At 41.2% G+C, this 19,034-nt stretch carries 15 protein-coding genes; 8 read left to right on the top strand and 7 right to left on the bottom strand.

What is annotated here, in order from left to right; translation table 11 throughout:
- Positions 1-16: 16 nt before the first annotated feature.
- On the top strand, positions 17-1,864 hold the full coding sequence (locus tag B6K83_RS04840) for a DUF262 domain-containing protein (protein WP_085283809.1): 1,848 nt from the start codon (positions 17-19) through the stop codon (positions 1,862-1,864).
- Positions 1,865-1,884: 20 nt separating this feature from the next.
- Here B6K83_RS04840 and B6K83_RS04845 read toward each other — a convergent pair whose 3' ends face one another.
- Positions 1,885-2,202: a DUF6957 family protein gene (locus tag B6K83_RS04845; protein ID WP_085283811.1), complete on the bottom strand. Its 318-nt coding sequence runs from the start codon at positions 2,200-2,202 to the stop codon at positions 1,885-1,887.
- A 337-nt stretch (positions 2,203-2,539) separates the two neighbouring features.
- On the opposite strand from B6K83_RS04845, the gene B6K83_RS04850 reads away from it, so the two are divergent.
- From B6K83_RS04850 to B6K83_RS04870, 5 genes are all read left to right on the top strand, one after another.
- A complete protein-coding gene (locus tag B6K83_RS04850) occupies positions 2,540-2,947 on the top strand; it encodes a VOC family protein (RefSeq protein WP_085283813.1) in 408 nt (135 codons plus the stop codon).
- Between the two features lie 396 nt (positions 2,948-3,343).
- Positions 3,344-5,200 (top strand): GGDEF domain-containing protein, encoded by a 1,857-nt coding sequence (locus B6K83_RS04855; protein WP_158088317.1) that lies wholly within the window; start codon positions 3,344-3,346, stop codon positions 5,198-5,200.
- A complete protein-coding gene (locus B6K83_RS04860) occupies positions 5,190-6,443 on the top strand; it encodes a GGDEF domain-containing protein (protein WP_085283818.1) in 1,254 nt (417 codons plus the stop codon). The genes B6K83_RS04855 and B6K83_RS04860 overlap by 11 nt, the downstream gene beginning before the upstream one ends.
- 148 nt (positions 6,444-6,591) lie before the next feature.
- The gene (gene parC, locus B6K83_RS04865; protein WP_085283820.1) at positions 6,592-8,889 is read left to right on the top strand and encodes a DNA topoisomerase IV subunit A; all 2,298 of its coding nucleotides are present in this window, start codon (positions 6,592-6,594) and stop codon (positions 8,887-8,889) included.
- Positions 8,890-9,036: 147 nt separating this feature from the next.
- A complete protein-coding gene (locus tag B6K83_RS04870; RefSeq protein WP_158088318.1) occupies positions 9,037-9,819 on the top strand; it encodes an EAL domain-containing protein in 783 nt (260 codons plus the stop codon).
- A gap of 130 nt (positions 9,820-9,949) precedes the next feature.
- Here B6K83_RS04870 and B6K83_RS04875 read toward each other — a convergent pair whose 3' ends face one another.
- From B6K83_RS04875 to tal, 3 genes are all read right to left on the bottom strand, one after another.
- Positions 9,950-10,477: a DUF6942 family protein gene (locus B6K83_RS04875; protein WP_085283824.1), complete on the bottom strand. Its 528-nt coding sequence runs from the start codon at positions 10,475-10,477 to the stop codon at positions 9,950-9,952.
- A 113-nt stretch (positions 10,478-10,590) separates the two neighbouring features.
- The gene (locus B6K83_RS04880; RefSeq protein WP_092251237.1) at positions 10,591-10,764 is read right to left on the bottom strand and encodes a DUF3545 family protein; all 174 of its coding nucleotides are present in this window, start codon (positions 10,762-10,764) and stop codon (positions 10,591-10,593) included.
- 121 nt (positions 10,765-10,885) lie between these two features.
- Entirely contained in the window at positions 10,886-11,839 is a 954-nt protein-coding gene (gene tal, locus B6K83_RS04885) for a transaldolase (RefSeq protein WP_085283828.1), read from the bottom strand.
- A 293-nt stretch (positions 11,840-12,132) separates the two neighbouring features.
- Here tal and yaaA point away from each other — a divergent pair, with 293 nt between their 5' ends.
- Both yaaA and B6K83_RS04895 read left to right on the top strand, forming a co-directional pair.
- Positions 12,133-12,909 (top strand): peroxide stress protein YaaA, encoded by a 777-nt coding sequence (gene yaaA, locus B6K83_RS04890; RefSeq protein WP_085283830.1) that lies wholly within the window; start codon positions 12,133-12,135, stop codon positions 12,907-12,909.
- A gap of 95 nt (positions 12,910-13,004) precedes the next feature.
- The gene (locus B6K83_RS04895) at positions 13,005-13,583 is read left to right on the top strand and encodes a lipid-binding SYLF domain-containing protein (RefSeq protein ID WP_085283832.1); all 579 of its coding nucleotides are present in this window, start codon (positions 13,005-13,007) and stop codon (positions 13,581-13,583) included.
- 9 nt (positions 13,584-13,592) lie between these two features.
- Here B6K83_RS04895 and B6K83_RS04900 read toward each other — a convergent pair whose 3' ends face one another.
- From B6K83_RS04900 to srmB, 3 genes are all read right to left on the bottom strand, one after another.
- On the bottom strand, positions 13,593-16,466 hold the full coding sequence (locus B6K83_RS04900; protein ID WP_092251236.1) for a TonB-dependent receptor: 2,874 nt from the start codon (positions 16,464-16,466) through the stop codon (positions 13,593-13,595).
- 93 nt (positions 16,467-16,559) lie between these two features.
- Positions 16,560-17,624 (bottom strand): FecR family protein, encoded by a 1,065-nt coding sequence (locus B6K83_RS04905; protein ID WP_085283835.1) that lies wholly within the window; start codon positions 17,622-17,624, stop codon positions 16,560-16,562.
- A 162-nt stretch (positions 17,625-17,786) separates the two neighbouring features.
- Positions 17,787-19,022, bottom strand: coding sequence for an ATP-dependent RNA helicase SrmB (gene srmB, locus B6K83_RS04910; protein WP_085283837.1), 1,236 nt, complete (start codon positions 19,020-19,022; stop codon positions 17,787-17,789).
- Positions 19,023-19,034 lie beyond the last annotated feature (12 nt).

Below are 19,034 nucleotides of genomic sequence, written 5' to 3' on the forward strand. Positions count from 1 at the left end.
ATTTTGGAGTTAAAAAATGGATGTTCAACCAGATAATCAGAGTGTAGATAAGCTATTCAGCGGCACGGTTTATCATATCGACTTTTATCAAAGAGACTATAAATGGACCGATGTGCCAGTCAAAAGACTTCTCGATGATTTGTTTTATCCATTCTCAAAAACATATCAAGATAATGTAGCTCTAGACCCCTCTAAAGAAACGATTGTAGCTAAGTACCCTTGGTATTATTTAAATACATATGTAACGAATACAATTGAGGGGCGTGTTTTTGTTGTTGATGGTCAACAGCGATTAACAACACTAACCCTGATTTTGATCAAATTAAAGCATTTAGCACAAAAGTTCGATTCTCCAACATGTAACTGGGTTAGCCAGAAAATTCTTGGTTACTCTGGGATGGATAAAGAATTTTGGATGAATCATATCAACCATGTAGTAACACTTGAGAGCCTTTTTGAAGATGACAGTGATTTAAGCCAGATTCCAGATAACTCTGGAATAACAGCTAAAAACATGGTTAAAAATTATAAAGTCATTAGCTCATATTTAGATAAGCAGCTCGATAATAAACATCAGTTTGAAACATTTGTGTTCTTTTATTTGTTGCGATTAGTGATTATCAATTTATCAGTGGAACAAACAGATGTTCCTATGGTGTTTGAGGTAATTAATGACCGAGGTGTGAAATTAAAGCCTTATGAAATATTAAAAGGCAAGTTGCTGGGGCAAATTGATAAAATCGAGTTAGATAAAAATGATTTCAATGGCCTTTGGGAAAGGCAAATTCGAAAAGTTAATACCTTTGCTGAAGACGAAATAGATAACTTTTTCCGATACTATCTTAAGGCGAAATTTACGAGCACACGTGCTCAAGGTCAGGCTTTTGATGGTGATTATCACCGGGAAATGTTCTCTTCAAATATGAATGACAAGCTTAATCTTGAACATAATTCATCTAATGTAAAAACATTCCTAAATAATGATTTCAGATATTTTAGTGAACTATACGCGAAAGTTTGGAAAGCAAGCGAAACCTTTGATACTTCGCTACCAGAAGTTTTTCACAATAAGCTAAATGATTTAGACAGTCAGTTTCATTTGATACTTGCGGCCTGTGCTGTTGATGACCCACTAGAAGTGGATAAAATCCGAGCTGTGGCAAATGAACTTGATAGGCTATTTACTTTATCTCAATTACAAAGTGGATATGATAGTAATCGATTCGCAGTTGAAATTGCGATTATCGCAAACAAATTAACCACTGCTGATATAAGTGAATATAGAGATATCTTTGATGCTTCCCTGTTAAAGTTATTAAGTGATCAATTAGCTGATCACGTATCCGAACCATTTAGATATACCCTCTTTAAAAATGCTTCTGTAGCAAATTTAAATAAACGCTTTACTCGTTATTTCTTCTCACGTGTCGAAAACTTTGTCGCCAATGCGATGAAACAAAAAATGCGTCACGGACTGGAAGATCTTGTGCGAAAAACAGGACCTGTAAATGGTTTCCATGTAGAGCACATAATATCTAGAAATGATGAAAACTTAGTGCTTTTTAATGGTGATGAAGAACTATTTGAAACTGAAAGAAATAGGTTAGGTGGGATACTTCTATTGAAGGGCAGAGATAATATTTCTAGTAACAATGAAGTGTTCAGTCAAAAATTGAAAACCTATGGAAATAGTTTGTATTGGAATGAAACGTTAAGAGAAGATTGTTATAAGAGTAAGTTAGATTTTACGAGTTATATCTCAAAGCATGAGTTGCCATTTAGCCATTACAGTCAATTCGGTCCTGATGAATTAGAAGCTCGTCATCAGTTATTATTTGAGATATCCAAATTAATTTGGACTTAATGTTCGAAGTTGAAAGTCCATTACATAGTAACAATAGGTAAGCCCTTTAACGCGTTAATTTGTTCAGGACTGAAACCTTGCCTTAGTAAAGAAAAATAGCGAAGTTCTATGGTACTTCGCTTACCTTCACCTAAAACTTGGTAAACGCTATCTGTGACTGTTTTGATCAAACATGTATAAGTATTGAAGTGGGTGATACGTGAAGTACAGATATAATGACCCGGCTGGAAGCGATTGCGAGTATCTATAATACACGTACAAAAAAGAACGTCACCGACTGATTGACCTTTTTCATCAATAACGGTGACGATTTGCCATTCGGAGACTACGGTGTTCATGAATTGCTTCCCACTAACTAAGGTTTGGTTTATTAATAGTAGGATCTATCGAATTAAAAACATACCCCAAAGCATGGAGGTAATATGGAGCAATTTGTACACGGGTATTATCGTCATTACAGAATGGATTGTTGTTCAGAAGTCAGCTAATATGGTAATAACATACAAATTATTTTGACAGCATATGCATTATTTTCACCCTTTTTTGACAAAGCACTTGTTGAATATTAAAAAATTGGAATCAGAGACATCAGTAAAATCAATGGGTCCAGCTTATGCTTTTTGACATCTTTTGGTTTAATAGGCAGCGCTGTAGTCGTTAAGTCAAGGATCAGTAATGATAGAACACCGACACTTACGAAGTATATGCCACGCATCGCTTGGCAGCGACAATCTTGCCCGCGCCAAAGCGTTTTATACGCCTGTTTTGGCCACCTTAGGGATCAGCTTAGTCAGCGAATACGACAATGCGATCACATACGGGAAAGGGTATCCGGAATTTTGGGTACAGCAAGCATTTGATCAAAAGCCAGCAAGTGTAGGTAATGGTGTGCATTTTGGTTTTGTTGCTTTAAGTCAGCAAGCAGTTGATGACTTTTATCACCAAGCAATCGCCTTAGGCGGTCGTTGTAATGGCGCTCCAGGGCCGAGACCTGCATACGGTGCGCCTTATTATGGTTGCTTTATCATTGATTTAGATGGCCATAAAATAGAGGCGAGTTATTGGCAACAGACTGAAAATTAAAGCAAAATAAACTAGGTTTTGCTCAATATTTAATAATCCCACCATGAAAAAAACGGTTTATTGTTGATGGATATTCGTTTTATACTGTTGTTGGTATGACCTTAAGCTCGAGTTGATTTATTAACCGCGAGCTTAGCTTAAGCTCAGTCAGAGTATCGGCTAAGAGGGGCAAACTAAGCTATTGCACCATGCAAAGCACAATCAGTGACTGCTTAACAGCAGTGTGGTTATTCTGCACAGTGAATTATTATTACTGATTGGTCTCACGCAATCGAGAAAGTAGGCTAAGTTTAGGTTTTATAAAGTTACAACAGCATGGCGATTGGAGCGCGAAATTTGTTAAGAAGCGGTAAAAAATTGAACTGGCGAAATTTTAGCGTCATTTTAACTTTTTTATTGTTAATAACATGTAAATCAATTGCAAGCCAATCATCCACAGAGCAAGCGTTTAGCGCTTTTTTATCTCAAGCTGAACGCTTAAAAGATAGCGATCCCAAAGCCGCACTTTTGCTGTTAAATAATCATAATGCCCCATTGGCAGAGCTGCCTCTTATCAGTCAGTTGAACTATTTTCGCATCCAATCTGCGGCTTATGCTGACCAAGCCCTTTATTCACAAAGTGCGGCTGCGGCTGAGCAAGGGTTAAAGCTTTCACGCCAAATGAGCAATCCAAGTATTTTTATCGCAGAGTTAGCGTACACGAAAGGGTTTTCCCTAGAAAGTTTAGGTGACTTTGATGGTGCTATTGAGTTGTATCAAAACGGCTTAGATGTTGCGCGTTCGATGAGAAGTCAAACGTTAACGGCCAGAGGCTTAATTAATATTGGTGCGATATTTTACTTAAGAAAAGATTATAAACAGTCGCTTATTACGTTAAATGAAGCTTTAAGCTTGGCAATAGACAGTGCTGATCATGCACTGTTAGGCGATGTTAATAGCGAATTAGGTATTTTATATGGGTATCTCGGTGACGACAGGCAAGCCAATAACTACTTTCAACAAGCATATCAACACTTTAAAAGTGCGGGTAAAGTTAACTATGCACTTAATAGCTTACACAATGTGGCAATTAATTATGCAAATCAGGAACGTTACGAGCAGGCAATTGCGGTTTATCGCACTTTAGAAAGTGAAATCCAAGCCAATACCAGTCATGAGTTTATTGCCAGTATTTATCGTAATTTAGCTTGGGCGTTGTTAAATCAAAAAGATGCCGATAAAGAAAGTGCTTACCGTTATATTATGCTTGCAGGTGAGTATGTCAAAAATGTTGAACAACACTTTACCCAGTTACAGTACTTAATTGAAAAAGCGTATGTTTTAGAAAAAATTGAGCGTTATCAAGAAGCGTTGGCCAATATTGAACAGGCAGAAATGCTGCTCACCGGTAAAGATAATGATATTTACGACACGAGTGCAATGAATGTGCTGGTATTGCGTGCTAAGTTACATTACGCCTTAGGACAATATCGTCAAGCATACGATGTTCAGTCACAATACTTTAGTCAGGCGATCGCTTATCGCCAAGCAAGAGAAACCAGCGAAATCGACGAGCTGAGGTTACAATACCAGAGTGAAACGGCACATCGGCAGAAAAATATATTAGAGAAAAAGCAGCGCTTACAAGACTTAACATTACAGCAAATTACCCAAGATACTCAAAATAGGCAAACGCTTATCGCCTTATTGGCGATTGGTTTGTTGATCTTAGCGTGGTTCTTATATCGGGTAGTTACCGGACAAAGAAACCTCATTAGAGCCTCTCGCACTGACAGTTTAACAGGGGTATTAAATCGACGTAGGCTGCTTGAATTAGGGCAAAAATATTGTATACAAGCCGTTGCCCAGCAACGAGCACTCAGTATTTGCCTACTTAATATAGATGACTTTCAGCAACTGAAAAGGCAGTTTGGCCATAGTACCGCAGATAAAACGCTAAAAGACATTGCTCAGTTAGGACAAAGCTTAATGCGAGCAGAGGATATTTTTGGACGACTCAGCGGTGAACAGTTCATTGTTTTGCTACCCAATACCGGCCATGATGATGTCACTGAAGTGGCGCGACGCTTGTGTGCTAGCATGATGGCTAAATCTTGGCCGACACCGGCCATAGCACCATTAAAAATTAGGGTCGGCGTTGCCACCCATAGCCCCAACAACTACAGTGACTTTAATAGTTTATTGAAAATGGCCGAGCAAAACCTAAGCTCAGTTGGTCAGTTTACGAGTGGGCAAGGGCAACATGATGATTAGCAAAAATTTAGGTAAGCCTTATCTTTGTTGTATGCTGTTGCTGTTGGCTGTATTTAGTGGCCAAGCAGTTGAGTTTTTCGAACAACAAGACATTGATAATAACCTTGAACTTAGTATTAGTGCAGCACCAGTTAAGCCTGAACCATTGACCATTAATGTTGAGATTTTGTCACTAAAAGTTTTGAGTGAGCAAGACCCGAAAGCGGCACAAGAAAAACTACCAGCCTTATTGACCTTAGCAACGTCATTAAATCACGCAGAGCAATACTTATTGTACTTAATTCGTGCCAATATCGCTGAAAGTGAAGGACAAAAGCACAAAGTTATTAATTGGCTCAATCAAGCGATCAAGCTTGAGCCATCACTGGCTAAAAAGCAGCTAGACTCGCCTTTATTTGCCAGCGCCTATTTGACCTTAGCTGATATTTACCAGCAACAAGGCGATCATAAAAAAGCTTATGACAGTAAAAAGCAATACATTAAAAAGTATTTTGCACATTTAAAGCAGCAAAAAGCCTTGCGTGTTAAGCGTCTTAATGAAAAATACAATGTCGAAAAGCAGCATGAAGAGAATGAATTGTTGTCACAAAGTAACCAAATTAAACAATATGCACTCATCCGAGCTGCATCAGAAAAACAATTACAAAATCGCAGTATCACTATTTTTATTGCCGTTGCTGTGGTCTTATTTTTATTAATATTACGACAATTTAAAATTCGCAAAGCGTTAAAGCAACTAGCGAAAACCGATCCCCTAACCGGCTTGCCGAATCGTGGCACATTTTTCACGCTTGGTGATAGCTATTATAACCAAGCACTGCAAAGTAACCGCACGTTAAGTGTTTTAATGCTAGATATTGATGATTTTGCCGCGGTTAATGATAGTTTCGGCCATGATGCTGCAGATCAGGTGTTAGCTAAAATAGCGAATATAGCGAGTGAGGCTATGCGTTCACGCGATTTTCTCGCACGCATTGATGGCGAAGAGTTTGCTGCCATATTGCCAGATGCCGATTTAGAACAAGCCCGTGCTATAGCTGAACATATACGAGAAAAAATCAAACTTGCAGCCATAAACGTTAATCAGCAAACGGTCAATATTTGCGTCAGCATAGGCTTAGCCAGTGTTGATGAGGCAAACCAAGGTTTCGATAATTTGCTACAAGTAGCCGAAAGCGCGCTACAACAGGCAAAAAGTCAAGGCGGTGATCAGGTGTATAGCAAAACAATGGCGGCACACTAAAAAGCTAGCTTATGGCAAATTTGACAACATTAATCCGCTAAAACTATTCTTTCCATAGTCATAATCAGCTAAGCTATCGAAAAAGCAATAATCATAAAAACCGCTTTATATTTCAGCATTAAGCGGACGATTTTAGGAAATTATTTTCATGTCAGATGCAATCGACTTTAGTCTGGACGGTATTGAACAGCGCCCTTTAAGACAGTTCACTGAAGAAGCTTACTTAAATTATTCGATGTATGTCATTATGGACCGTGCGTTACCCCATATTGGTGACGGATTAAAACCGGTACAACGTCGTATTGTTTATGCCATGTCAGAGCTTGGCTTGTCTGCCGTTGCAAAATATAAAAAATCAGCACGCACTGTTGGTGATGTTTTAGGTAAGTTCCATCCCCACGGTGACTCAGCCTGTTATGAGGCCATGGTGTTAATGGCACAGCCGTTTTCTTATCGCTATCCTTTAGTTGACGGCCAAGGTAACTGGGGGGCACCTGACGATCCAAAATCCTTTGCCGCTATGCGTTATACCGAGGCTCGTTTATCACGATTTAGTGAAGTATTGTTAGCCGAGTTAGGGCAAGGTACTGTGGATTGGACGCCAAACTTTGATGGCACCATGAAAGAGCCGAAAACACTACCCGCGCGCCTGCCCCATATCCTATTGAATGGTATAACGGGTATCGCTGTTGGTATGGCCACAGATATCCCGCCCCATAATGCCCGTGAAGTAGCCAATGCTTGTGTGCACTTAATAGAACATCCAAAAGCGGAATTGGCCGACTTGATTAACATTATTCAAGGCCCAGACTACCCAACCGATGCGGAAATTATCACCCCGAAAGCAGAAATTGAAAAAATTTACCAAACCGGCCGGGGTAGCATCAAAATGCGCGCGGTTTATGAGCAGTTACACGGTGAGGTGGTGATCACCGCTTTACCGCATCAGGCTTCTGGTGGCAGAATTTTAGAGCAAATAGCCAGTCAAATGCAGGCGAAGAAGCTACCTATGGTGGTAGATTTACGCGACGAATCTGATCATGAAAACCCGATTCGATTAGTGGTTGTTCCTCGTTCTAATCGAGTGGATATTGAGCAATTAATGCAGCACTTATTTGCCACCACAGATTTAGAGAAAAACTTTCGCGTTAATTTAAACATGATAGGTTTAGACAATAAGCCAGCAGTGAAAGATATTAAGTCAATTTTGTCAGAGTGGTTGGTGTTTCGTCGTGAAACCGTCCGTCGTCGTTTGCAACACAGGTTAGATAAAGTACTGGCGCGTTTACACATCTTAGATGGCCTCTTGATTGCTTACTTGAATATCGATGAAGTGATTGAAATTATTAGAAATTATGATAATCCAAAAGCGGAGTTAATGGCGCGCTTTGGCTTATCAGAACGGCAAACGGAATCTATTTTAGAAATTAAGTTACGCCAATTAGCAAAACTTGAAGAAATTAAAATTCGTGCGGAACAAGCGGAACTTAATAAAGAGCGTGAATATCTAGAGAAAACCCTCAGTTCGAAAGCGCGCATGAATACCTTAATGAAAAAAGAGCTATTAGCCGCCGCGGAGCAATATGGCGATGATCGTCGCTCCGTATTAGTGGAACGCAATGAAGCGAAAGCCTTATCGGAAAAAGATTTGATGCCAAGTGAAGCTGTCACGGTAGTCGTCTCCGAAAAAGGCTGGGCACGCTGTGCCAAAGGGCATGATATTGATCCTAAAGCGCTCAGTTACAAATCAGGTGATGAGTTTTTATGTGCCGCCAAAGGGCGGAGTAATCGCCCTGTGGTATTTATTGACTCGTCGGGTCGTGCATATGCTACCGATGCCCATAGTTTGCCAACAGCACGCAGTCAAGGGGAGCCCTTAACGGGACGTTTCAATTTAGCCAGTGGTGAAAACTTTGAACAAGTGATGATGGCAGATGATGATAGTCAGTACCTGCTTAGTAGCGATGCAGGTTATGGTTTTGTTGCTCGCTTTAGTGATGTTGTTAGCCGGAATAAAAATGGTAAAGCGCTGTTAAGCTTGTCAGCAGCTGCTAAAGTCATGACGCCAAAACGTATTAACCACTTGGCGACAGAGTTAGTCTTGGCGATCACCTCTGAAGGGCGAATGTTAGTTTTTCCAATTAAAGATCTGCCCATTTTAACCAAGGGTAAGGGCAATAAGATCATCAATATACCCGCAGCTAGGGCAAAAGCTCGGGAAGAGTTTGTGACCTTGCTAGAGGTTCTGCCGCCAGATAGCGCCGTGACCTTGCATGCTGGCAAGCGCAAGCTAACGCTAAAAGCGAGTGATATCGAACATTATCGCGGTGAGCGTGGACGTCGAGGTAATAAACTGCCACGAGGTTTACAGCGTGTTGATCATATTGTGATTGAGCAACCTGCGCCGTCACCTGAGGACATAACCGCAGAAACATCAGAGCGTTAGTCTAAAATCAAGCCTTAGCCGTGCTAGCTTAGGGCTTGGTTTCTCGATTCGATGACAAGGTCGGTAGCGAATATCTGAGTCAATCACAGCGCAGTCATAAATCCGTCACATAACTCAACTAATATAGTTATTCATGAGGAGAGTTATGTGAACAATAATATCAATGAAATTATCAGCACTAAGTCGATTAGTACTGTCTTCCAGGCTATTTTTAATATTCAAGAACAGCGAATTATTGGTTATGAAGCGCTCACTAGAGGGCCAGAGGGGAGTTTGCTATCTGCACCAGATATCTTGTTTCAACACGCCATGCAGGCCGGCTTATTATCTGAGCTAGAAATACTCTGTCGTGATAACGCGATTAAGCGTTTTTCGGAACTTAAGCTGAGCGGCAAACTATTTCTTAATATTAGCCCTTTAGTGTTACTCAGTAAAAGTCATCCACAAGGTGAAACTAAAAGATTTGTCGAGCAGGCCGGTTTAAATTGCCAACAAATTGTTATTGAGTTAAGTGAAAAGTATCCATTTCCTAATAATTATATTTTAAAAGCTGCGTTGGCTAAATATCGCCGCTTTGGCTTTAAGGTGGCAATTGATGATTTAGGCGCAGGTTATTCGGGGCTTAAATTATGGAGTCAATTGTTACCTGACATTGTTAAAGTTGATCGCTATTTTATCGAAAATTGCCATCAAGATAAATTTAAGCAGAAGTTTTTAAAAGCGATTTTTAACTTAGCGAGCGCAGCCAAAGCAAGCGTTATTGTCGAAGGTATTGAAGCTCAGCAAGAGTTTGAATTTTTGCAATCTATCGGCATGATCTATGCCCAAGGCTTCTATCTGGCAACGCCTGCAGCCAAGCCAATTCGCGCCTATCCAGCACATCTCTTAGGCTCACTAATGCAGCCAAGAAATATTGCCAGAACAGCGTAATACTCAGCAACTATAGCCCTAGCGCATGTGCAGTCAAATCGCGTATGTTTAACCCAGCGCTTGCTGATATTGAACCGAAGGCCGTGCGCTAACTTGCTGTTCTGCCCGATAACCATAGGCATATACAATGTCATGGGTGTGTTGATAATTGTCGAATAAGAGCAACAAGTTGGCTTATTTTCTTATTAGAAAGCTGCCGGTAATCAAAATAAGGACAAATAATGACCGCCAAGCTTTCATTAATGGCAAAGTATTCATTTAACCACGTGCAGTTTTGGCTCAAGCCAAGCTGCTCGGCATAGCCTTTACCGATGATAATATGCAGTGCTTTAGGGGAGTGGCTGTCACTTTGATGGTAAGTAAGCTTAGGTGCTGAAAACAATAAGCAATGCTCGTGACCCGCTTGTAATAGCGCTTCATCGCGCAGCGCTTGCCACGATGCGTAACGCTTTGGCGCTAATTCAAATAGTAACTTTGCATACACATTAAAAACTTTTCGCCAATGATTGCCAGTGGCAGTGCAAATATTGGCGATATCGCCTTTGGCTAATGTATTGACATTAGTAAGTTGCTGATAAGCGGGTAGCGGCGGTCGATTAGCAATGTAAAATATCAGCTTGGCTTGTCTCGAGCCTAAACCTACCGCTTGATTGTTCATAGGTATTCCCACAGTAAAACCAAAGGTTATTGATAGAAACTCGCGAATGGCCAATAAAAAACCCGGTCAGGTCCGGGTTTTTAGTGGTTTTAGTTAAACGCATTGCTGTCTAGTTAAAACTCCTCCAACAGACTTTCTAAAGAATCGTCAAATGCTTTGAGTTCTTTTTCTAGTTGGAACTTCTCTTTCAGTTGTTCTATTTCACGCCACTTTCGTTTTTTATTATTACTTGAACTGGCTTTAGGTTGAGTACCTAAAGCGTCCATAACTTGTTGAAATGAATCCATGGTATGCTCCTTTTTTCTACAACTGCAATATTTAAATACCACAGAAAGCAATGCCATTGCAATACTATTTTTTCAACATTTTGCCAACCTTAAACGTTTACAGAGTTTCAGCTCAAAAAGCTTATAGCAAACTTGCTAATTGTTGCTCTAGTTTTACTTGATCTACAGTGAAGTTTCTTATGCCTTCAGCAAGTTTCTCCGTTGCCATGGCGTCTTGATTCATTTGCCATCTAAATGCTGCTTCTGTTAATGGTTGCACAGTTTGTTGTTGTGCTTGTTCACTAAATAGCTTTTGGCTGATGGGGGCGTTAGAGTTCGCTAATTCATCCATTAAGTTAGGGCTAATGGTTAAGCGATCACAGCCAGCTAATTCAAGTATTTCACCAATATTTCTAAAGCTAGCGCCCATCACGACAGTATTATGTCCATGTGCTTTGTAGTAATTGTAGATGCGTGTTACTGATAATACCCCAGGATCTTCGTTTGCTGGATACTCATTGCGGCCAGTATCTTTTTTATACCAGTCTAAAATGCGACCAACAAAAGGCGAAATAAGATAGACATTGGCTTCGGCACAAGCCTGCGCTTGGGCAAAGCTAAATAGCAAGGTTAAATTACAGTTGATGCCCGTTCGCTCTAATTGCTCGGCTGCTTTTATTCCTTCCCATGTTGAGGCTATTTTGATCAAAATCCGATCATTACTAATGCCAGCTTCGTTGTACATAGCGATAAGCTTTTGTGCTTTAGTAATCGTAGCTTGAGTATCAAAAGATAAGCGAGAATCCACTTCTGTTGAAATACGGCCAGGGACAATTTTTAAAATTTCAATGCCTATTAATACCGAGAGTTTATCTGCCGCATCAATTACTTGCTGTTCGGCACTGTCAGACTGTGTTTTTGCCCATGTGACGGCAGTATTCAGCAGTTGTTGATAGTTTGGTAAGGCTGCTGCTTTAAGCAGTAACGATGGATTGGTTGTGGCGTCTTGTGGTTGAAATTTAGCGATCGCTTCAATATCACCAGTGTCGGCAACCACTGTGGTCATAGCTTTTAATTGAGTCAGTTGATCTGTCATAACATGTCCCTTGACGTTGATAATGTAATCAGATGATTTTGAGTAGGTTTTGGTGGAATATTACAACATTTACAAGCAAATTTGATTGAAAATAGTTAGCTTTCTCCCTTATTAGAGTCTATTTGTATCAAATTTTCATAATTAAGCAAGTGGCGTAGGCAATTATTTTTCTACAGTAGCCTTACTCACTATGGCTTAATGGTCAGGGTGAGCATAAATCCTGATCTTGGCAGATTATATTCAATGGTGGCTGTGTTATAGTGTCAAAAATTTTTCAGTATGGATATTAAATAATGTTACTTGTTGTTTCGCCAGCCAAGAATCTTGATTATGAGTCTGCACTTGCCACTGAGCGTTTTTCGCAGCCCGAACTGTTAGCAGAAAGTAAAATATTGATAAAGCAGTGTCAGGCGTTAACCCCGGCTGAAATCAGCAGCTTGATGTCAATTAGTGATAAGTTAGCTGGATTAAATGCTGCACGTTTTGCCCAGTGGTCTACGCCGTTTACCCCAGATAATGCCCGCCAAGCTATTTTAGCATTTAATGGTGATGTTTATACCGGCTTAGATGCTAAGTCGCTGACGGAGGAGGACTTTAACTTTGCCCAGCAGCATATGCGTATTTTGTCTGGTTTGTATGGATTATTAAAGCCACTCGATTTGATGCAGCCGTACCGCCTCGAAATGGGCAAAAAGTTACCGAATGAGCGAGGCAACAATTTATATCAGTTTTGGGGTGATATTATAACCGAGCATTTAAATACCGCACTTGCTGAGCAAGGTGATAATATTTTAATCAACTTAGCGTCCAATGAATATTTTAAGGCGGTTAATAAAAAACGGTTAAATGCTGAGGTGATCACACCGGCATTTAAAGATTGGAAAAATGGCCAATTTAAAATGATCAGCTTTTTTGCGAAAAAAGCACGCGGGCAAATGGCGCGCTATATCATTGAAAATAAAATTAATGATGTTGAAAAGCTTAAAGACTTTGATGTCGCTGGTTATCAGTATTCTACAGAGTTTAGCAAAGGCAATGACTGGGTATTTACCCGCAAAGAGTCTGCATAATAATCAATTCAAATTGTGCCTGTTTATTGCTATCGTGATACCTGGCAACACGCGTTAGGTTAAATTGGCACTTAATTTAACTCACAGGAGTGAAGATGAAAAGTCGTTCATTAAAAAGCATAAAAACACTATTTTTTGTTGTTGTCGCGCTCGTACTGACGGCTTGTGCTAATACCGGCTCGGGTACTAAAGTTGAACAACAGCAAAAAATATTGCAAATGAAAGAAACAGTGTTAACACAACTCTTTGCCAGTAAACCCGATACTCGTCAGCAACTTGCGGCGGCCCCCGGCTATGCGGTATTTTCAAATGCCAACATCAATTTGCTCTTTATTGCCGCCGGTGCGGGTTATGGTGTTGTTAAGGACCAAGCAACTCATCGCTATACCTATATGAATATGGCCGAAGGTGGCGTTGGACTTGGGTTAGGGGTAAAAGATTATCGCATTGTTATGGTGTTTCACACCCAAGCCGCGATGACGCACTTTATCGAAAATGGTTGGACTTTTGGTGGTAATGCCGATGCGTCTTTGAAGGCGGGTAACAAAGGGGCTGCGGTCGCTGGAGAAGCGTATTTTGGTGATGTGACGGTTTATACCTTTACAGAAAGTGGTCTAGCGTTACAGGCGACGATAAAGGGCACAAAATTTTGGCCTGAGGCAAGCTTAAATTAAGGTGATAGTTTATGGAAATTCAAAGCGAATACCAGCATAAACAAAACGGCCACTGTACCCAAATGGCGCAGAACGCCTTGAATAGACAAAAACGCCGTCGCTATTAACAATGGTGTTACCTGCACTGTCAAAAATACTGCCTTGTCGTGCGTTGCCAATAGTATTCTTATCGGGATAAACGTCAAGTAAGTTATTGCTACCAATAAAGATGCGCATATGTTGCGCGACTTGATATTCAGCCCGAATGTCGGTTATCAACTTAGCACTATAAGTTTGTTGTTTGCCATCGATTACTGTGTATTGGCCAAAACGATTGAGCTGTATGTTTAACCGCCAGTCTTGTGACTGATAGTCTAGGTTTAAATTAATACGACTTCTAGGTTGCCAGCTTTCAATGATGGCAATGTCGTGCATTGAAAAAACTTGGCTTTGCGGTAATTTTCCTAAGGCACTGGCTTTTGGCGTAAATACTCGGCTTACGTTGGTGTCAGTCAAATTAGCCGCTAACGTCAAGGCAAAAGTGCCATCGTAGAGAGGGTATCGCCATTGGCTAAGCAAGTCGATTCCTTGGGTTTTACTATCGATACCATTAAGGAAAACTTGCGCACTATCGACCTGCTCGGTGGCGAGCATCTTCGCTATTAAGGCATTATCACTTGCGGTTAAACCACTACTAAGCACAATGCGATCATTGATGTGTATCTGGTAGTAATCTAGGCTGATGTTAAAGCTATCGCTAAGGTGGGCAACAGCGCCTAGACTTAAGTTTTTCGACGTTTCTTCTTTTAGTTGCGCTATGCCGAGTCGAGCTGCAATAGTGCTATCATTTCGAAAGGTCGCCACTTTATGACCAAGTAATTCTTGCTCTTCAGTCACTATAAATTGCGTACTGGTGTTATTAAAATAAAGTTGCTGCATCGCTGGTGCACGAAAGCCGGTATTATAAGCAGCGCGAAAAGCTAGTGATTTATTAAGACGCCAATTTGTTGCAACTTTAAAGGTAGTTGCCGTGCCAAAGTCATCATAGTGATCGAGCCTAACCGCTGAACTCAGTGTTAGATGCTCATTTGTTTGTTGAGTCACTTCGAAATAGCCAGATTGAACATCTCGTTGTTCGTTAACCGCTGACGCTGGCGCAATACCTGGAAAACCTTGAATACCGGCAGTGCCATCTTGGCTATATAAGAGCCTAACTGGCTGCTGGTCATAGTCAAAATAGCTGTACTGCTCACCTGGCGTAATTCGATATTGATCGCGCCTTAACTCTATTCCAGCTGCGATGCTAATCTTTGTAAAGTCATGACTAAGGTCTAGGTTAAGTGTTTGCAAAGACAAGGATAAGTCATAGGCATGGGCGGAGCGAGGTATGCTTGCACGAATTTGCGCAGGCGTTAATATTTGTTGATTATGTAAGAAGTTGGCATATGAAGCGTTAAGTGAGTCTTGGGTTCGGTAACTGATGGAGTTTACGCCATGGGTATAAGAGCTGTCGATATCAGTACCATTGGCTAAGGTAAATGCATAACCTATGTTAAGTGCACTGTCTGTAATACGACTGTCGATTTTGGGTAAATAGCCATGCGTTAAAACAGGTTCGCCATCAGCTAATAAAGGATTTGTACTTTGATGATGACTGGTTCGAAAAAACGTCGCCGAACGGTTGTCCCGTTGCGAGTAATTTGCAAAACCGTACAAGTCACCATGACTAAACGCATATTTGCCATTGATCACAAGCGCCTGTTGTTGCGTTTTAGGTTTGCCAATGACGAAAGTGCGTCGATTGGCGTTGATCTCATGACTATTCTCGGTTTGGTACTGTCCAGGGGTTAGCGTAGTACAGCCTTGATATAGGCACTGCCCATCTAACCCAGCACGATTTGTTGCGTCTTGATCGATAACACTAATGGCGGTATTAATAAAGCCATGGTTGGCAAGGTGAAAGGTTTTAGTTAACTTGGCTTGACGCTGTGTGCCATCACCTTTTGTGTACCGACCATAGTACACTTCGCCATAGTCGCTAACCGTGTCATCATTTAACACTATATTAATCACGCCGGCGATTGCATCAGAGCCGTATTGAGCGGCGGCCCCGTCGCGCAGCACTTCAATACGTTTAATTGCTAGCAAAGGTATGGCATTTAAATCGCTACCAGCGGTACCTCTGCCAACCGTATTATTGATATGGATTAAGCTTGCTTGATGGCGACGTTTGCCGTTGATCAGCACTAAGGTTTGATCTGGTGCTAAGCCCCTGAGTGTTGCCGGTTGTAGCACATCGCTGCCATCGCTGATGGCTGACGTTGAAACATTAAATGAGGGTACAAGAGTTTGTAGAGCGTCACCCACTGTACTTTGACCGCTACGCGCTAGCTGCTCGAAAGTTAATATATCAACCGGTACTGGTAAGTCGATTGTTGAATGGCTAGCGGTGCGACTGCCGACAATGGCAATTTTTTCGATGCTAGGCTCTATTTCGGCGTTTGCCTGTAGGGTCTTTTTAGCCAGCTTTGCTTGACTTTTATCAGGAAGCTTTTTCGCAAAAATGGCATAACCGCCATCTTGGTGTTTTTTAAAGTCTAGCCCAGAATCGCGTAGCAACTTTTTTAAGGCAAAATCAGCGGTGTAATAACCTTGAATGGCTTGGCTGTGAGTGTCTTTAGTTAGTTCAAAAGAAAATATTAATGTTTGCTGGCTTTGCTCAGCAAAGTTGATCAGTGCTTGATTAGCACTACTTGAACTGATATCAAAGTAGATCAGCTCATTGGCTTGTATTTTTAGCGCTGGGTAAAGCAATACTAATAGTAAAATACAGCAGCGCCATGTTGGCAGCGTACACGGCAGTATTAAGCTATAGCGACGTAGATAACTGAACTGGCTTATCAATCACACTCCCCCTTGCAAGTGAGTACTTATGACATGTTGCTTGCATTTAACCAAATAGTCATCCCCGTAGCCGCTATTATTGTTTGGTGTTATTTAAGCCTGCTTTAACGCATAGGTATTGTTTGCTACCTGTTTACTTTCAATAGCAAAGTTATAATGGAGTGCTTGTAGTAAAGCTTGCAAGTCCTGAGTTTTGAAATAGCCAGAGACTTTAAGTTTGGCTAACTTCTCATCGATGGGCAAAAACTCAACATCGTTATAGCGTTGAACCTCTCGTAATACACGTTGTAAAGGTTCGCCATCAAAAATTAATATCCCTTGTTGCCAGGCTAATTCTTGTTGTATTTCTTGCTCAGATAAGACTTGTGTTGCGGCGCTGATATTATTGCTAATAACAATTTTTTCACCAGCTGATAAAATGCTGCGATTGCTCCTTGCAGTCGACGCTGACAGACTTTGATTTTCGCTTATCGCCTCAAGTAGCGCGTTGACGGGGGTGTCTGCTTTAGCAACCAAAACATGGCCTTCTTTTACTAGCAGTTGTGCTGAGCTGATATCATCGCGTTGAACGTTAAATATAGTCCCCAATGCCGTAAATGCATTATGACCCGTAACCACGGTAAAAGGTCGATTGGGATCTTTTGCGACATCGAATTTAGCTTCACCTCGAATTAGGGTGATTTTCCGTTGCAATGTGCTGTACATGACTTCAATAACCGTATTGCTATTTAATTCGACAGTACTGCCATCGGCGAGCTGCAAATGTTTGATCTCGCCGAACTGGCTACGATATTTTTGATAACTCGGTGCTTGCGTTAAGGCTTGTTGAGGGCTAGACCATAAGTAATTGATGTCGTGCAAAAGGTTGCTAACGAGCAATGCTATTGCCACTATACCCGCGGCTAAAAAACCTTGGCTGATGTACTGACTTGGCTTACTCACTTTAGCGGCAAATAAACCATTTAGCTCATGTTTAGTACCTATATCTCCCCATAACACGGAGATCTTTTTCAAGGCACTATAATGCGCTTTGTCTTGATTTATCCAAGCAATAAGTTGTTGCTTTTCTGTTTTTGATAAGCCTCTATTTAGACGGGTTAACCAAAGGTTGGCTTGTTGTTGTATCGCTTGGGAGTTATTTGACGTCTTTTTGCTCATCGATTACATATCTTATGACTACAGCAGCGAGCATTGTAACATCAATAATTTTCGATTCAATGGGTATAAAGTAGACAATGGTGGTTTAATTGAGCAAAGTAGATAAAAAAATATGTAAATAGAGCTAACCGTGCGTGACCGTTAGCTCATGGCTAACCGAGGTTATTTTTTTTGCCGCTTCGCTATTTTTTTGGCTTTGGCTTTTTTCTCTGCTTTACTGCGCTTCACTTTAGCTTTTTTAATTGCTACCCGTGCTTCTTTATACTTAGGCCTTAGCTCGTCAATCACGCGACGGGCTAACCGCTCTTTAATGTAACGCTCAATTTTGCCTATCACTGCCATATCATGAGCTTCAACCAACGAGATAGCCGTGCCCTTATTACCGGCTCGACCGCTGCGCCCGATGCGATGTAAGTATATGTCTGCGGTGCGCGGCATATCAAAGTTAATCACATGGGTGATATCATCGATATCTAGGCCACGCGCGGCAACGTCGGTGGCAACTAACACATTTACTTGGCCATTGCGTAAACGTTCAACTGAGCGGTTACGCTTGTCTTGCGGCATTTTACCTTCTAACCAAACACAGGGTACATTATCGCCATAAAGCTTACCTGAGAGGTATTGCACGGTTTCGCGCTTATTGGCAAAAACCACGGCACGTTTGACCTCTTCTTGTTGTAATAAATGGAGTAACAATGCGAATTTATGTTCTTTATCGTCAGCAAGGTGAAGCCATTGGTGAATTTTGGCTTTTTCTTTCCGCGATGGGTTGGCTTCTAAAAATACGGGCTCGTTCAATATTTCGCGTGAAAAACGCACTACGCCAGCACCCTCTAGCGTAGCGGAAAATAACATGGTTTGTTTACGCCAGCGAGATTCGGCGACAATTCTATTAATGGTTTGGGCAAAGCCCATATCTAGCATGCGGTCTGCTTCATCTAATACTAGGATTTCAATGTCGCGACTATCAAATTGCTCTGACTCAATATACTCTAATAATCGGCCGGGCGTTGCCACTAAAATATCTGTGGTACTGGTGAGAATATCTTTATGGCTGCCATAGTTAACACCACCAGTGATCACGGCAGACTTTAAGTTAGTGAGGGCGGTTAACTGTTCACATTGTTCGTGTGTTTGTATCGCAAGCTCGCGAGTCGGTGATAAGATCAACACCCGTGGGAAGCCTGGACGCCGGCGAGGGTAGTCGAGTAAGTGCTGTGCCAAAGGAAGTATAAAGGCGGCGGTTTTTCCCGTGCCGGTTGGGGCAGAGGCCAAAACATCTTTACCTGTCATTGCCACAGGAATGACTAACTCTTGAATCGATGTTGGCTTTTTAAAACCGGCTTTTTCAATGCCACCTAATAATGTGGAATCTAGGTCAAACTGTTCAAACATGTGCTAACTTTA

Source organism: Colwellia chukchiensis (assembly GCF_002104455.1).
Classification (GTDB): Bacteria; Pseudomonadota; Gammaproteobacteria; order Enterobacterales; family Alteromonadaceae; genus Cognaticolwellia; species Cognaticolwellia chukchiensis.

Bases quoted from the DNA above. Each gene is read 5' to 3' on its own strand.
- B6K83_RS04840 (WP_085283809.1), top strand. From the start codon at position 17: ATGGATGTTCAACCAGATAATCAGAGTGTAGATAAGCTATTCAGCGGC.
- B6K83_RS04845 (WP_085283811.1), bottom strand. From the start codon at position 2,202: ATGAACACCGTAGTCTCCGAATGGCAAATCGTCACCGTTATTGATGAA.
- B6K83_RS04850 (WP_085283813.1), top strand. From the start codon at position 2,540: ATGATAGAACACCGACACTTACGAAGTATATGCCACGCATCGCTTGGC.
- B6K83_RS04860 (WP_085283818.1), top strand. From the start codon at position 5,190: ATGATGATTAGCAAAAATTTAGGTAAGCCTTATCTTTGTTGTATGCTG.
- parC (WP_085283820.1), top strand. From the start codon at position 6,592: ATGTCAGATGCAATCGACTTTAGTCTGGACGGTATTGAACAGCGCCCT.
- B6K83_RS04875 (WP_085283824.1), bottom strand. From the start codon at position 10,477: ATGAACAATCAAGCGGTAGGTTTAGGCTCGAGACAAGCCAAGCTGATA.
- B6K83_RS04880 (WP_092251237.1), bottom strand. From the start codon at position 10,764: ATGGATTCATTTCAACAAGTTATGGACGCTTTAGGTACTCAACCTAAA.
- tal (WP_085283828.1), bottom strand. From the start codon at position 11,839: ATGACAGATCAACTGACTCAATTAAAAGCTATGACCACAGTGGTTGCC.
- yaaA (WP_085283830.1), top strand. From the start codon at position 12,133: ATGTTACTTGTTGTTTCGCCAGCCAAGAATCTTGATTATGAGTCTGCA.
- B6K83_RS04895 (WP_085283832.1), top strand. From the start codon at position 13,005: ATGAAAAGTCGTTCATTAAAAAGCATAAAAACACTATTTTTTGTTGTT.
- B6K83_RS04905 (WP_085283835.1), bottom strand. From the start codon at position 17,624: ATGAGCAAAAAGACGTCAAATAACTCCCAAGCGATACAACAACAAGCC.
- srmB (WP_085283837.1), bottom strand. From the start codon at position 19,022: ATGTTTGAACAGTTTGACCTAGATTCCACATTATTAGGTGGCATTGAA.